This is a genomic window from Paraburkholderia bannensis (genome assembly GCF_014200455.1).
Taxonomy (GTDB): domain Bacteria; phylum Pseudomonadota; class Gammaproteobacteria; order Burkholderiales; family Burkholderiaceae; genus Paraburkholderia; species Paraburkholderia bannensis_A.
Genome location: NZ_JACHBW010000015.1, coordinates 153,293 through 167,987, shown reverse-complemented (window position 1 = coordinate 167,987; position 14,695 = coordinate 153,293). Strand labels below are relative to the sequence as shown.

Below are 14,695 nucleotides of genomic sequence, written 5' to 3'. Positions count from 1 at the left end.
GGCGCCATGACTGCCGATTTCGCCGGGGCGAACGCTGCCGCCGTGCATCTGTCGCTCGACGTGCTCGCGCCGGGTTTCGCCGATCCGGTTCACGACACGCAAGCGGTGTTCCGTACGCTGCTGAACGCGCTTTCACGTCCCGGCACGATCGAATTGATCGAGACCCCGCTGCCCGCCGCCGAGGCCATCGAAGCCGCCAGCGACGGCACGCCGCGCGCCGGTCTCGCGGCCTTCGCCGCGCTGCTCGCGCTGGCCGACTACGCCACCCCCATCTGGCTCGCCCAGCCCGACGCCGCGCTCGCCGCCGCCCTGCGCTTTCACGCGGACGCGCCGCTCGCCGCCACGCCGCGCGAAGCCGCTTTCGCCTATGTGCATGACGCCGCCATGCTGCCGCCGCTCGACACCTTCGCATGCGGCACGGCCGAATCGCCCGAGCAGTCGGCCACCGTGTTCGTGCGCGTCGATTCGCTCACGGACGGCGCGCCGCTCACGCTCAGCGGCCCCGGCATCCAGACGACCCAGCGCTTTGCGCCCACCGGCCTGCCTGCATCGCTCTGGCAGGAACGCGCCGCGCTCGCGCCGCTCTTTCCGTGCGGCATCGACTTCTATTTCGTCTGCGGCGCCCGGATCGTGGGCCTGCCGCGCAGCACCCGCGTGGAGGTGAACTGATGTACGTCGCCGTCAAAGGAGGAGAGCGCGCGATCGAAGCGTCGTGGCGTCTGCTCGACAAAGCCCGCCGTGGCGACACGAACGTGCCCGAACTCTCCGTCGCGCAGATCCGCGAACAGATGCGCCTGGCTGTGGCGCGCGTGATGGCCGAAGGCTCGGTCTACGACGAAGAACTCGCCGCGCTCGCCATCAAGCAGGCTGCGGGCGATCTGGTCGAAGCGATTTTTCTGCTGCGCGCCTATCGCACCACGTTACCGCGCTTTGGTTACACGGTGCCCGTGGACACCGGACATATGGACGTCGAGCGCCGCATTTCCGCGACCTTCAAGGACGTGCCCGGCGGCCAGGTGCTGGGCGCGACCTACGATTACACGCAACGTCTGCTGGATTTCACGTTACTCGCTCAAGGCGATGATGATTCGGATCCCGAACCGACTTCGCAACCCAATGCGCCGCAGGAAGCCATGCCACGCGTCGTCACGCTGCTGAACAGCGAAGGCCTGATCGAGCAGGAAACCGTCACCGGCGAAGGCATCGAACCGGGTGACCTGTCGCGCGAACCGCTGTCGTTTCCCGCCGATCGCAGCGTGCGCCTGCAGAACCTCGCGCGCGGCGACGAAGGCTTCCTGCTGGCCATGGGCTACGCCACGCAGCGCGGCTACGCGCACTCGCATCCGTTCGCGGGCGAGATCCGCTTTGGCGCCGTAGCCGTGGAAATGGTGCTGGACGAACTGGGCGAAGCGGTCGAAATCGGCGAGATCGAGCTGACCGAATGTCAGATGATCAACCAGTTCGCGGGCAGCAAGGACATGCCGCCGGCCTTCACGCAAGGCTACGGCCTCACCTTCGGCCATGGCGAACGCAAGGCCATGGCGATGGCGCTGGTCGATCGCGCGCTGCGCGCCGAGGAGTTGGGCGAAACGCTCGCCTCGCCCACTCAGGACATCGAATTCATGCTTTCGCATAGCGACAATGTGGAAGCGTCGGGCTTCGTGCAGCATCTAAAATTGCCGCATTACGTCGACTTCCAGGCCGAGCTCGAACTCGTGCGCCGCCTGCGCGCGCAGCATGGCGAACAGCCCGGCGACGAACTGCAAACGGGAGAGGCCGCATGAACGCGCCCGATATATTCGACACCTCGCTCGCCTCGCACGAAACGCAGGCCGCCGACGGCTACAACTTCGCCTATCTCGACGAGCAGACCAAGCGCATGATCCGCCGCGCCCTGCTCAAGGCCGTGGCGGTGCCGGGCTATCAGGTGCCGTTCGCCTCGCGCGAAATGCCGCTGCCGTATGGCTGGGGCACGGGCGGCATTCAGGTGACGGCGGCGATCATCGGCGCGAAAGACACGCTCAAGGTCATCGATCAAGGCTCGGACGATACGACCAACGCGGTGAACATCCGCCGCTTTTTCGCGCGCACCACCGGCGTGGCCACCACGCGCCGCACCCGCGAAGCGACCATCGTGCAGACGCGCCACCGCATTCCGGAAACGCCGCTCACGGACAAGCAGATCCTCGTCTACCAGGTGCCGATGCCCGAACCGCTGTTCAGGCTGGAGCCGCGCGTGGCCGAATGCAAGAAGCTGCATGCGCTTGCCGATTACGGCCTGATCAGCGTGAAGCTTTACGAGGACATCGTGCAGCACGGCAGCATCGCCACCACGTACGATTATCCGGTGACGGTCAACGGGCGCTACCTCACCTCGCCTTCGCCGATTCCGAAATTCGACAATCCCAAGCTGCATATGAACGCCGCGCTGCAACTATTCGGCGCGGGCCGCGAGCGACGCATCTACGCGATTCCGCCTTATACGCCGGTGAAATCGCTCGATTTCGACGATCATCCATTCGAGGTGCAGCGCTGGGAACATGCGTGCGCGCTGTGCGGTTCGCGCGAGAGCTTCCTGGACGAAATGATCGTCGACGATGCGGGCAAGCGCATGTTCGTGTGTTCGGATAGCGACTATTGCCACGAACGCCGCGAAACTCAGGATCACGAAGTCATTCACGAACAAGCGGGAGCGCAAGCATGAATTCAGGGATGAAGCCGCTCTTGAGCGCACGCGGCCTCACGAAGCAGTACGGCGGGCGCAACGGCTGTCGCGACGTGAGCTTCGATCTGTATCCGGGCGAGGTGCTGTGCATCGTGGGCGAATCGGGGTCGGGCAAGACCACGCTGCTCAACACGCTTGCGCTACGCACCGACGCCGATGCCGGTGCGCTCGACTACACCAGCGCGAACGGCGAAACGCTCGATCTGCGCACGCTTTCGGAGCCGCGCCGCCGTCTGCTTGCGCGCACCGAATGGGGTTTCGTGCAGCAGAATCCGCGCGACGGGCTGCGCGCGGGCGTGTCGGCGGGCGCAAACATTGGCGAGCCGCTGATGGCGGTGGGCGCGCGCCATTACGGGCGCATCCGCGCGAGCGCGCAGCAATGGATGCGCCGCGTGGAGCTGGACGAGACCCGCATCGACGAACTGCCTTCGGCGTTTTCGGGCGGCATGCAGCAACGCCTGCAGATCGCGCGCAATCTGGTCACGGGACCGCGCCTCGTGTTCATGGACGAGCCCACCGCAGGTCTCGACGTGTCCGTGCAGGCGCGTCTGCTCGATCTGCTGCGCACGCTCACGACCACGCTGCATCTTTCGGTGCTGATCGTCACGCACGATATTGGCGTGGCGCGTCTGCTCGCGCACCGGCTGATGGTGATGCAGGGCGGCACGGTGGTCGAATCGGGTCTGACCGACCAGGTGCTGGACGATCCTCAACACCCTTATACGCAGACGTTGGTGGCCTCCGTGCTGCCGGTCTAGGATGAACGTCATGACACTGAATTCCCCCGTTTCCGCGGCCGCGCGCGCGTTCGCCGAGCGCCCCGCGCTGATGCTGCGCGCCGAAGACGTGCGCAAGACCTTCACGCTGCATGGCCAGGGCGGCATCGGCATCGACGCGCTCGCGGGCGTGTCGCTTGACGTGGCGCGCGGCGAATGCGTCGTGCTGGTCGGTCCCTCGGGCGCGGGCAAGAGCACCTTCCTGCGCTGCCTGTACGGCAACTATCTGGCGAGCGGCGGCTCGATCGCGATCCGCGACGACGCCGCGCCCACCCAGCATCTGGAAATCACGGGCGCGCAACCGCACGACGTCTTGCGCCTGCGCCGCAACGTAGTGGGTTACGTGAGCCAGTTTCTGCGTGTGATTCCACGTGTTTCTGCGCTCGATATCGTGGCCGCGCCGCTGGTTTCGCGCGGCGTGGATGAGGAAGAAGCGCGCGCCCGCGCCGCCGCTTTGCTCGAACGTCTGAACGTGCCGCAACGTCTCTGGCCGCTCGCGCCCGCCACGTTTTCGGGCGGCGAGCAGCAGCGCGTGAACATCGCGCGCGGTCTGATCGCACAGCATCGCGTGCTGTTGCTCGACGAACCCACAGCCTCACTCGATGCGGAAAACCGCGAAGTGGTGGCCGGTCTGATCGTCGAGGCGCGCGAGCGCGGCGCGGCGATCGTGGGCGTATTCCACGACGAGGACACGCGCGAACGCGTCGCTACCCGCGTGCTGGCGCTGCGTGCGCCGCGCGTGGCAGAGGTCGAGGCAGCCTGAGCGCAGGCCCGCTGAACATGCATTCGTAATCCGCTTTACGTACCCTTAACCGTGATTCAAGAACCGATTTCCGGAGCCTGACGATGTTGATCAAGAACGCTCGCATCGTGACGCGAGACGACGTTTTCACCGGCACGCTGCATGTCGAAGGCGAGACGATCCGCGACATTTCGCGCGGCTCCACCGCCGCGCCCGAAGCCGAGGACTGGGAAGGCGACTTTCTGCTGCCGGGTCTCGTCGAGCTGCACACCGACAACCTGGAAAAGCACCTCGCGCCACGCCCCGGCGTGCACTGGAACACCGACGCCGCCTTCGTGATCCACGACGCGCAGATCGCCGCCGCCGGCATCACCACGGTATTCGATGCGCTCGCGATCGGCACGCGTCTGGCCGTGGGCGTGCGCGGCCGCGACGTGCAACTGGCCAGCGCCGCCGCGCTCTCACGCTTTTCCGAACGCAAGCTGCTGCGCGCCGACCACTTCCTGCACCTGCGCTGCGAAATCGCCACGCAGGACGTGATCGAGCTGTTCGACATCCTGAGCGAGCATCCGCTGCTGCGCCTCGCCTCGGTGATGGACCACACGCCGGGCCAGCGCCAATGGCACGATCGCGCGCAGTGGCGTCGCTATCAGGAGCGCCACGGCAAGTGGACCGACGAACACGCCGACAACCTGCTCACCGAGATGGAAACCGAACAGGAGCGATTCGCGGACGCGCACCGCCGCGCCATCGTCGAACGCTGCCGCACGCGTAACATCCCGCTCGCGAGCCATGACGACACGCTGGTCGAGCACGTCGAGCAGGCTGCCGCCGAAGGCATCGTGCTGGCCGAATTCCCAACCACGCGCGCCGCTGCCGAAGAAGCGAAGAAGCGCGGCATCGCCACGATCATGGGTGCGCCCAATGTCGTGCGCGGCGGCTCGCATTCGGGCAACGTGTCGGCGCTCGAAATGGCGCAGGCCGGCCTGCTCGACATTCTCTCGTCCGATTACGTGCCATCGAGCCTGCTGACTGCCGCGTTCGACCTCGTGACCAAGGCCGGCTGGACATTGCCGCGCGCGCTCGCCACCGTCTCGTGGGAACCGGCTAGCAAGGCTGGTCTGGATGACCGTGGCGCGATCGAACCGGGTCTGCGCGCCGACTTCGTGCGCGTGACCATGCTCGACACGCTGCCGGTGCCGCGCGCGACGTATCGCGCCGGTCAACGTGTGATCTGATTCGTGATCCGACGCGTGATCTGATGATCTGAGCTTGCTGCATTGCGGCAAAGGCGTGCCGTCGCCAACCACGAAACCAACGGCACGCCATCGTTTCGATTTCAACTTCCCTTCATGCGCCGCGTGTAGCGACCGCCGCTGCCCGGCGCATGCCTGCGACTGTTGCGGCAGAGCATCGCAATCCGTTTTCCGCCGCCCACCTTGCACGCCCTCCCAGCATCTCTAAAGCCTTTCAGTACAAGGCTTTGCGTCCATCGGCACAGATTGGCGAACGCTCCTTAGAGCGCTTGTTCGCTTGCCATCCGGTATTTCACTAGCGACGCAGCATTTTTGACCGGGTAAGCTTCTCGCCGCCGCTCGCAGCAACGCTTGCGAGGACAACCGAATCTCCGGCGCGAGCCGCGCCGGAAAAATGCACCGTGGCGGCACGACCGCACATGGCGCGCCATGAACCATAAGAGGAGTAAAGAGAGTGAAGAAACTGCTTGCCACCCTGTCGGTTGCCCTGCTGGCCGTTTCGGCTAGCGCCGCCTATGCCAAGGATTGGTCCACCGTGCGCTTTGGCGTAGACGCGAGCTACGCTCCGTTCGAATCGAAAGCCCCCGATGGCAAGCTGGTCGGCTTCGACATCGACCTCGGCAACGAAATCTGCAAGCGCTTGAACGCAAAGTGCGTGTGGGTCGAGCAGGATTTCGACGGCATGATCCCGGGCCTGAAGGCCAAGAAGTTCGACGGCGTGCTTTCGTCGATGACGATCACCCCGCAGCGCCAGGAACAAATCGCCTTCTCGGCCAAGCTGTTCGACACGCCGACGCGCCTGGTCGCCAAGAAGGGCACCACCTACCAGCCGACGGCTGACTCGCTCAAGGGCAAGTCGGTGGGCGTCGAACAAGGCACGATCCAGGAAACCTACGCGAAGGACAACTGGGCGCCCAAGGGCGTCAACGTCGTTCCCTACCAGAACCAGGACCAGGTCTACGCCGACCTGATCTCGGGCCGTCTGGACGCAGCGCTGCAGGACGAAGTGCAGGCTGACCTGGGCTTCCTGAAGACCCCGCGCGGCGCAGGCTTCCAGTTCGCCGGCAAGGAAATCCCGACGGGCGCGGCCGCTATCGGCCTGCGTAAGGAAGACGCCGACCTGAAGGCCAAGATCGACAAGGCTATCGCCGACATGATCAAGGACGGCACGTACAAGAAGATCGAAGCCAAATACTTCGACTTCGACGTGTACGGCGGCTAAGCGGTTTTAACTGCCCGGTCGAAAGCCCGAACCCTCGCGGTTCGGGCTTTTTGTTTTTGGGCTCCGTGTGTTTCTGTCTCGCGGTTGCGCCCCGCGGTTTCTGTCGATCCGGCGGATCGGCTAAGATCATGGGGATCGGCCCGCTCGCGGGCCACCCACCCGGACAGGCTCGGATAACGCGCCTCGCGCCTCAAGCGCCACGCGCACACCCATCATGCAAACCCACCACCATCCGTTGATTGCGCCCGCACTGGGCACCGCGCGAGAGATCACGAGTTTCCACTACGGCCAGCCAGGCGGCGCCAAGGTCTATGTGCAGTCGTCGCTGCACGCCGACGAATTGCCCGGCATGCTGGTCTGCTGGGCGCTGCGCCGCAAGCTCGCCGCGCACGAAGCCGCCGGGCGCATGCGCGGCGAAGTCGTGGTCGTGCCGGTGGCGAACCCGATCGGGCTGAACCAGCAATGGCTCGGCCATCTCGCGGGCCGCTTCGAGTCGAACACCGCGCAGAACTTCAACCGCAACTTCCACGAACTGACGGCGCTCGTGTTGCCGCAGGTCGAGTCGCGCCTGGGCCCCGACGCCCACGCCAACCTCATGGCGATCCGCGCCTTGATGGGCGAAGGTCTGGCCGCCGTGCAGCCGAAGACCGAACTCGACTCGCAGCGCCTCGCGCTGCAACGCCTGTCCTACGACGCCGATATCGTGCTGGACCTGCACTGCGACTGGGAAGCCGCGATGCACATCTACACAAATCCCGAAATCTGGCCCGACGTCGAGCCGCTTGCGCGTTATCTGGACGCCAAGGCGTCGCTGCTCGCGCTCAATTCGATCGGCAATCCGTTCGACGAGATTCACAGCTTCTGCTGGACGGCGCTGCGCGAACAGTTTGGCGGGCGTTTCCCGATTCCGCACGGCTCGATTTCGGTGACCGTGGAGTTGCGCAGCCAGCGCGACGTCTCGCACGAATTCGCCGAGCACGACGCGCAGGCTATCGTCGATTACCTGATCACGCGCGGCGTGATCGACGCCACGGCGTCCCCGCTGCCGCCGCTCGCGCATCCGGCCACGCCGCTGGCGGGCACCGAGCCGATCGTCGCGCCCGCCAGCGGCGTGATCGTGTTCCGTGCGGACTGCGGCGCATGGATCGACGCGGGCACGCCGGTGGCCGACATCGTCAACCCGCTCACCGATGAAGTGACCACGCTCAGCGCGAGCGTGAGCGGCGTGATGTACGCGCGTCACAGCGCGCGTTTCGCGACCGCCGGGATGGAAATCGCGCGCATTGCAGGCGACACGCCAATCCGTTCAGGCTCGCTGCTGTCGCTCTGATCGCTCGAAGAATCGGCTCAACGCCCCGGCTTGGGAACAAGCCGGGGCGTGGTCATTTCTGGCTGCCCGGAAGCCCGTGAGCCAAAGGCGAATATTGCAAAAATCGTCACAATAGCGGCTTTTTCCGGTCAATAAAGGGCGCTAACACTTGCCTTGCGCCGCCGCATTTGCATCAAAAAAATAACATCACATTCATGCAAATCGCCTGGCCAACCTTACAAAGCAGAAAATCTTATAAAGGTCATCCGGCGCACCGCCGTGGCCTCCAAAGCCCCGTCATTTTCTGGCAATGCCAATAACGGCAAGGCTTTCAGCCGCTTCCACCGGGTCACAAGGCTGCTGTCGCATTCACACCACATAACAGCGACATTTCAGCGACATATCCTTACTGTCACATTTCTTTAGCTAGCGACCCTTAAATTGCAGCGCGACACATCAACCGGCCCGTACGAGGCCGGAGACTTACTTTCCTTCATCCGGAGAAACAGTTGAAAAAGAAAATTCTGACCACCGCTATCCTCGGCCTGATCGCCGGTTCCGCTCACGCACAAAGCAGCGTGACGCTGTATGGCCTGATCGACGCGGGTGTGAACTACATCAACCACACGACCAACGCATCGAAGGGCAGCTCGAAGGCCTTCACGTACGGCGACGGCGTCGCTCAAGGCAGCCGTTGGGGCCTGCGCGGCTCGGAAGACCTGGGCGGCGGCCTCAAGGCGATCTTCGTCCTTGAAAACGGCTTCAACAGCGGCAACGGCACGGCAGGTCAAGGCGGCGCGATGTTCGGCCGTCAAGCCTATGTCGGCCTGACGCAAAGCAACATCGGTTCGATCACGTTCGGCCGTCAATACTCGTTCAGCACCGACATCCTCGGTTCGCTGTACTCGACGGGCGGCAACACGGTTTCGGGCAACTGGGCCTACCACGTCAATGACGTCGACCAGCTCACGTCGAGCCGTATCAACAACGCCGTCAAGTTCCAGAGCGTGAACTTCTCGGGCTTCACGTTCGGCGGCCTGTATGGCTTCTCGAACACGACATCGTTCGCCGGCGCTCCGACGACCGCTACGACGTCGTCGTCGCGTGCCTACAGCTTCGGCGCGAACTACGCATACGGCCCGTTCAGCCTGGGCGGCGCATACACGGACATCACGTACCCGGCAGCGGCAGCGCCGGCGTTCTCGACGTCGCTGGCCAACATCAACGCCGCTACGCCGAGCGCCGTGCGTGACCTGCGTTCGTTCGGCTTCGGCGGCCGCTACGTCTTCGGCCCGGCTACCGCATGGCTGCTGTGGACGAACACGCGCTTCCTGCCGATCACGGGTTCGTCGACGCTGTTCAACGCGTACGAAGCCGGCGTCAAGTACGCCTTCACGCCGGCTCTGACGGGCGCGGTGGGCTACACGTACTCGCGCGCTTCGGGTCTGTTCAACGCGCACTGGAACCAGGCCAACGGTTCGATCGACTACGCTCTGAGCAAGCGCACGGATGTCTACGGCCTCGTCGCTTACGAAGAAGCTTCGGGTTCGTACAAGGGCACGCCGGTGCAGGCGCAGATCGGCGATTCGTCGTCGAGCATCTTCGCTCCGTCGGGTTCGGGTTCGCAGAACCAGCTCGCAGTGCGCGTCGGTATCCGCCACAAGTTCTAAGCATTGCGAACGTAGCGCCTGCCACGCGGGCGCTGTGTGCGCGATATGCAAAAGGCTTCCTTCGGGAAGCCTTTCTGCTTTTTGCAGGCGAACTGCGGCGTCGTGCAACCTGCCGCCTTGCGCGCGCTTCTGGTACGCTGCGGCCTTTCCCTTCGCAGCTTTCGAACCGATGGAACTCCCTTTCAACGAAGCCGGCGTCTCGGTCACGCGCACCTCGCTTTCCGTCGCAGGGCAGATCTTCGCACTGCGCGATATCGACGATCTGCGGGTCGTCACGATCCATCGCAGTCGTGTCGTGCCGTTGCTGCTGTCGCTGTTCGGCGTGGCGCTGGCGGCTTTCGGCGGCGCTTACCACTCGGGCGCGGGCCTGGGCTGCGGCGTGATGATGATCGTGGTGGGCTGGCTTGCGTGGATCTGGCAAGAGGTCACGCACCGCCTGCTGGTGGTGACGAAGGGCGAAACACGCGAAGCGGTCTCCAGCAGCGACCGCACCTTTGTCGAACGCGTCGAACAGGCCGTGCGCGCAGCCAAGGCGGCCAGCGCCGATACCCCGGCAGCGCGCCCCACCGCACAGTAACACCGCTGCTTCAGGACAGTTTCAGGTGGGCGCGCGTTGACCCTCAGCCCACCTGCTCGACCGGCTTCGTATGCCAGATGTCGCGCGCGTACTCCGCAATCGCGCGATCCGACGAGAACGCGCCCATCCCGGCCACATTGAGAATCGCGCTCGCGGTCCAGCGTGGCGTATCGACGTAGCGCTCGTCGGCCGCTTCCTGCGCCTGCACGAAGGCGGCGTAGTCGGCCAGCACCATGTAGTGATCGCCCCAGTCCACCAGCGTGTGGAAAATATCCGAGTAGCGCGCAGGGTCGCCGGGCGAGAAGAAGCCCGTGCGGATCTGGTCGAGCACGGTGCGCAGCTCGGCATTTTCTTCGTACACCTGACGGGGCCGATAGCCCGCGCAACGCAGCGTATCGACCTGATCGGAGGTGTGGCCGAAGATGAAGATATTGTCGTTGCCCACCGCATCGCAGATTTCGATGTTCGCGCCGTCGAGCGTGCCCATCGTCAACGCGCCGTTAAGCGCGAGCTTCATATTGCCGGTGCCCGACGCCTCCGTGCCCGCCGTCGAGATCTGCTCGGACAGATCGGCGGACGGAATCAGCACCTCGGCCACGCTCACACCGTAGTTCGGCACGAACACCACCTTGAGGCGCTCGCCCACCACGGGATCGTGATTGATCTTTTCGGCCACGTCGTTGATGAGGCGAATGATGGTCTTGGCCATCCGGTACGCCGACGCCGCCTTGCCCGCGAACACCACCACGCGCGGCACCCAGTCCACTTCGGGCTGCTGGACGATACGGTTGTAGCGCGTGATGACGTGCAGCACGTTGAGCAACTGGCGCTTGTATTCGTGGATGCGCTTGACCTGCATGTCGAACAGCGCATCGGGATTGAAGCTCAGGCCCGTACGCGCCGTCATGCGTTCGATAAGCCGCAGCTTGTTCGCGCGCTTGGCCGCGCGAAAACGTTCGCCGAAGGCCGCATCGCCGCTGAACCTGCGCAAGCCATCCAGCGCGAAGAGATCGCTGCGCCAGTTCGGGCCGATGGCCTCGTCGACGAGATGCGCAAGCGGCGGGCTCGCCTGCGCCAGCCAGCGGCGCGGCGTGATGCCGTTGGTGACGTTGGTGAAGCGATCGGGAAAGAGGCGCGCGAAGTCCGCGAAGATATCGCGCGTCATCAACTGCGAGTGCAGTCTGGAGACGCCGTTGACCTTGTGGCTCGCGACAATCGCCAGATAGGCCATGCGCACGCGCCGCTGTCCATATTCATCCACCAGCGAAATGCGGCGGATAAAGTCGAGATCGTGCGCGCCCTTGTCGCTCGCTTCGCGCAGAAACGCAGCGTTGATATCGAAGATGATTTCCAGGTGCCGCGGCAGCAGACGCGCCAATAGTTCGACATCCCACGTTTCCAGCGCTTCGGGCATCAGCGTGTGATTCGTGTATGAAAACACGCGCTTGATGTGCCCCATCGCTTCGGCCCACGGCATATGGTGGACGTCCACCAGCAAGCGGATCAATTCGGGAATCGCCAGCACCGGATGCGTATCGTTCAGATGCACCGCGACCTTGTCGGAGAAGCGCCCGAACGTGCTGTGGGTGCGCAGATAACGGCGGATCAGGTCCTGCATGGTCGCCGAAACGAAGAAGTATTCCTGGCGCAAGCGCAGCTCACGGCCCGCCATGGTCGAATCGTCCGGATACAGCAGACGCGATACGTTCTCCGAAATATTTCGTGCTTCCACGGCGCGCTGGTAATCGCCCTGATTGAAGGCGGAAAGGTCGAGTTCTTCGTCGGCGCGCGCGGACCACAGCCGCAAGGTGTTGGTCGCGCTGGTCGCGTAGCCGGGAATCACCGTGTCATACGCCATCGCATTGACGTGCGTGGTGTCGATCCATTCCACGTGGCCGTCGCGCTGCACGGTGCGCCCGCCGAAATGCACGGGATACAGCACTTCGGGTCGCGGGAATTCCCACGGATTGCCCGAGCGCAGCCAGTAATCGGGCGCTTCCACCTGCTCGCCGTTGATGATCTGCTGGCGAAACATGCCGTAGTCGTAGCGAATGCCATAGCCGAAGCCCGGAATGCCCAGCGTCGCCATCGAGTCGAGAAAGCAGGCCGCCAGCCGGCCAAGGCCGCCGTTGCCGAGCGCCGCGTCGGGTTCGAGATCGATCAGCGTTTCCATATCGACCCCAACGCCCGCGAGCGCCTCTTTCATCTGGTCGTAGATGCCGAGCGCGAGCAGCGCGTTCGAAAAGGTCCGGCCGATCAGGAATTCCATCGACAGGTAGTAGACGCGTTTGACGTCCTGATCGTACTGGCGGCGCGTGGTCACCATCCAGCGCTCGACCAGCCGGTCGCGCACAGCCAGCGCGGCGGCGTGCAACCAGTCCTGCGGACGCGCGGTGACGGCGTCCTTGCCGACGCCGTACATCAGACGGTTCGAGATGGAACGGCGCAGCGCGTCGGCGCTGCTCTTCAACTGGTCGAATTCAAGACCGACGGCTGTCATCGAATGCCTCCCGGAAAAAGCGGCGCGCGGCGCGATGCCAGGATGGCGGGCGCGGCGCGCGGGCGTTCGGGCTGCGCTTGCATGTCGTGTGCCGCGCGCGATGGGCGTCAATCGCTCTCGCAAGGACACTCTGAGGCACCTTCGCGGTGCATTCCGTCCGCCGGACGGTCATGGGCAGGCAGGCGCAGATCAGTTTGCAGAGTAGGACATTTTCAAGGCGTGCGGCGGCGCGGCAACCATGCAAGGCGCATCATCTACAGCGCGAAGACTGCGAGGCGACCCACGTTGAGCGCCATCGCGCGGCGTTTTCGCGGGGGCGCGAGGGACTGGCTGTTAGTTGCGATAGAGGCCTGTATAAAGCTCGCCTTACAGCTGGCCCACACTCTGAAGCAAGCGCTGCAGAGTCGCGCCACCTCTGTAACAATCGCGGAATCGTTCGCACGACGCCACGCGCCGTGCCCGAATTCCCCGCTTCGCCTAGCCTTCGATTACGCCCGAGACCGCCTTGTCCGAAACCGTATCCGCGCCGAAAGACACCGGCCGCGCCGACGCCCCCATGACGGCGAAGAACCGTCGCGCCATGGCCGCCGTGATGCTCGCCGTCGCGCTGGCGACGCTCGACACTGCCATCGCCAACACCGCGCTGCCTGCCATCGCCGCCGATCTGCACGCCGCGCCCGCTGCTTCGGTGTGGATCATCAACGCTTACCAGCTTGCGATGGTTGCCACGCTGCTGCCGCTCGCGGCGCTCGGCGATATCCTCGGTCACCGGCGCATCTATCTCAGCGGGCTCGCCATCTTCACGGTGGCGTCGCTCGCCTGCGCGCTCGCCCCCTCGCTGACGGCGCTGGCCGGCGCGCGCGTGCTGCAGGGGCTGGGCGCGAGCGCGATCATGAGCGTGAACACGGCGCTGATCCGCTTTCTCTACCCGCCGCACCGGCTCGGGCGCGGTCTGGGCATGAACGCGCTGATCGTCGGCGTGTCGTTCGCCGTGGGACCGACAATGGCCTCGCTGATTCTCTCGGCGGGCACCTGGCCGTGGCTATTCGCGATCAATGTGCCGCTTGGCGTGATCGCGCTGGTGTTCGCCATTCCTGCGCTGCCGCAGACGGCGCGCGGCAAGCATGGGTTCGATCCGCTCGCCGCGCTGCTCAATCTCGTGACCTTCGCCGCGCTGATCTTCGCGCTCGGCGAGGCGGCGCAACGTGCGCCCGGCAAGGAAGTGGCGAGCGCCGCGGTGATCGCGCTCGTGTTCGGCGCGCTGCTGATTCGCCGCGAGCACGGCCACCCCGCGCCGATGCTGCCCGTCGATCTGTTCAAGCGGCCGGTGTTCGCGCTGTCGTCGCTGACTGCAGTCTGTTCGTTCGCGGCCCAGGGCCTGGCGTTCGTGTCGCTGCCGTTCTATTTCGAAACCGTGCTGATGCGCAGCCAGGTGGAAACCGGCTTCCTGATGACGCCCTGGCCGGTGGTGGTGGCCGCCGCCGCTCCCATCGCCGGGCGGCTCTCGGACCGTTATCCGCCGGGTTTGCTCGGCGCGATCGGTCTGGCGATCCTGGCCGCGGGCATGGCTTCCCTGGCCATGCTGCCGGTGCACCCGAGCGTGATCGACATCGTGATTCGCATGGCGATCTGCGGCGCGGGCTTTGGCTTTTTCCAGTCGCCCAATCTGCGCGCGATCATGGCGGCCGCGCCCCCCGAGCGCAGCGGCGGCGCGAGCGGCACCGTCGCCGTCTCGCGGCTGCTGGGGCAGACCACGGGGGCCGCGTTGGTGGCCTTGTGTTTCGGGATCGTGGGCAAGCATGGCCCGACGCTGGCGCTCAGCCTGGGCGCGGCCTTTTCAGCGGCGGCGAGCGTGGCGAGCGGCCTGCGCCTGTTCGCGCCGTCGCATCGCTCGGGCGGGCATTGAGCGAAGCGGCGC

Annotated in this window: 12 protein-coding genes; 11 read left to right on the top strand and 1 reads right to left on the bottom strand. The window is 65.0% G+C overall.

Annotated elements, in window-relative coordinates; all coding sequences use genetic code 11:
* The first annotated feature begins 6 nt into the window (after positions 1 to 6).
* The 10 genes from phnH (at position 7) to F4827_RS24325 (ending at position 10,277) form a co-directional block, all read left to right on the top strand.
* Positions 7 to 669 carry a phosphonate C-P lyase system protein PhnH gene (gene phnH / locus F4827_RS24370; RefSeq protein WP_260184649.1) on the top strand — a complete coding sequence of 221 codons (663 nt, stop codon included), beginning with the start codon at positions 7 to 9 and terminating at the stop codon, positions 667 to 669.
* The gene (locus F4827_RS24365; RefSeq protein ID WP_183728522.1) at positions 669 to 1,784 is read left to right on the top strand and encodes a carbon-phosphorus lyase complex subunit PhnI; all 1,116 of its coding nucleotides are present in this window, start codon (positions 669 to 671) and stop codon (positions 1,782 to 1,784) included. The genes phnH and F4827_RS24365 overlap by 1 nt, the downstream gene beginning before the upstream one ends.
* Entirely contained in the window at positions 1,781 to 2,704 is a 924-nt protein-coding gene (locus F4827_RS24360; protein ID WP_183728519.1) for an alpha-D-ribose 1-methylphosphonate 5-phosphate C-P-lyase PhnJ, read from the top strand. Before F4827_RS24365 ends, F4827_RS24360 begins: the two co-directional genes overlap by 4 nt.
* An 8-nt stretch (positions 2,705 to 2,712) precedes the next feature.
* Positions 2,713 to 3,483, top strand: coding sequence for a phosphonate C-P lyase system protein PhnK (phnK, locus tag F4827_RS24355; protein ID WP_183728583.1), 771 nt, complete (start codon positions 2,713 to 2,715; stop codon positions 3,481 to 3,483).
* A gap of 10 nt (positions 3,484 to 3,493) precedes the next feature.
* Complete coding sequence (gene phnL, locus F4827_RS24350; protein WP_183728515.1) at positions 3,494 to 4,264, top strand: phosphonate C-P lyase system protein PhnL; 771 nt, start codon at positions 3,494 to 3,496, stop codon at positions 4,262 to 4,264.
* 83 nt (positions 4,265 to 4,347) lie between these two features.
* On the top strand, positions 4,348 to 5,481 hold the full coding sequence (locus F4827_RS24345; RefSeq protein ID WP_183728512.1) for an alpha-D-ribose 1-methylphosphonate 5-triphosphate diphosphatase: 1,134 nt from the start codon (positions 4,348 to 4,350) through the stop codon (positions 5,479 to 5,481).
* Positions 5,482 to 5,953: 472 nt separating this feature from the next.
* Positions 5,954 to 6,721, top strand: coding sequence for an ABC transporter substrate-binding protein (locus F4827_RS24340; protein WP_183728509.1), 768 nt, complete (start codon positions 5,954 to 5,956; stop codon positions 6,719 to 6,721).
* A 214-nt stretch (positions 6,722 to 6,935) separates the two neighbouring features.
* A complete protein-coding gene (locus F4827_RS24335; RefSeq protein ID WP_183728505.1) occupies positions 6,936 to 8,051 on the top strand; it encodes a succinylglutamate desuccinylase/aspartoacylase family protein in 1,116 nt (371 codons plus the stop codon).
* Between the two features lie 488 nt (positions 8,052 to 8,539).
* Complete coding sequence (locus F4827_RS24330; protein ID WP_183728502.1) at positions 8,540 to 9,700, top strand: porin; 1,161 nt, start codon at positions 8,540 to 8,542, stop codon at positions 9,698 to 9,700.
* Between the two features lie 169 nt (positions 9,701 to 9,869).
* Positions 9,870 to 10,277 carry a DUF6232 family protein gene (locus tag F4827_RS24325; protein WP_183728499.1) on the top strand — a complete coding sequence of 136 codons (408 nt, stop codon included), beginning with the start codon at positions 9,870 to 9,872 and terminating at the stop codon, positions 10,275 to 10,277.
* A 43-nt stretch (positions 10,278 to 10,320) separates the two neighbouring features.
* Here F4827_RS24325 and F4827_RS24320 read toward each other — a convergent pair whose 3' ends face one another.
* The gene (locus F4827_RS24320) at positions 10,321 to 12,777 is read right to left on the bottom strand and encodes a glycogen/starch/alpha-glucan phosphorylase (protein WP_183728497.1); all 2,457 of its coding nucleotides are present in this window, start codon (positions 12,775 to 12,777) and stop codon (positions 10,321 to 10,323) included.
* Positions 12,778 to 13,333: 556 nt separating this feature from the next.
* On the opposite strand from F4827_RS24320, the gene F4827_RS24315 reads away from it, so the two are divergent.
* Positions 13,334 to 14,683 carry an MFS transporter gene (locus F4827_RS24315; RefSeq protein ID WP_409258849.1) on the top strand — a complete coding sequence of 450 codons (1,350 nt, stop codon included), beginning with the start codon at positions 13,334 to 13,336 and terminating at the stop codon, positions 14,681 to 14,683.
* Positions 14,684 to 14,695: the final 12 nt, after the last annotated feature.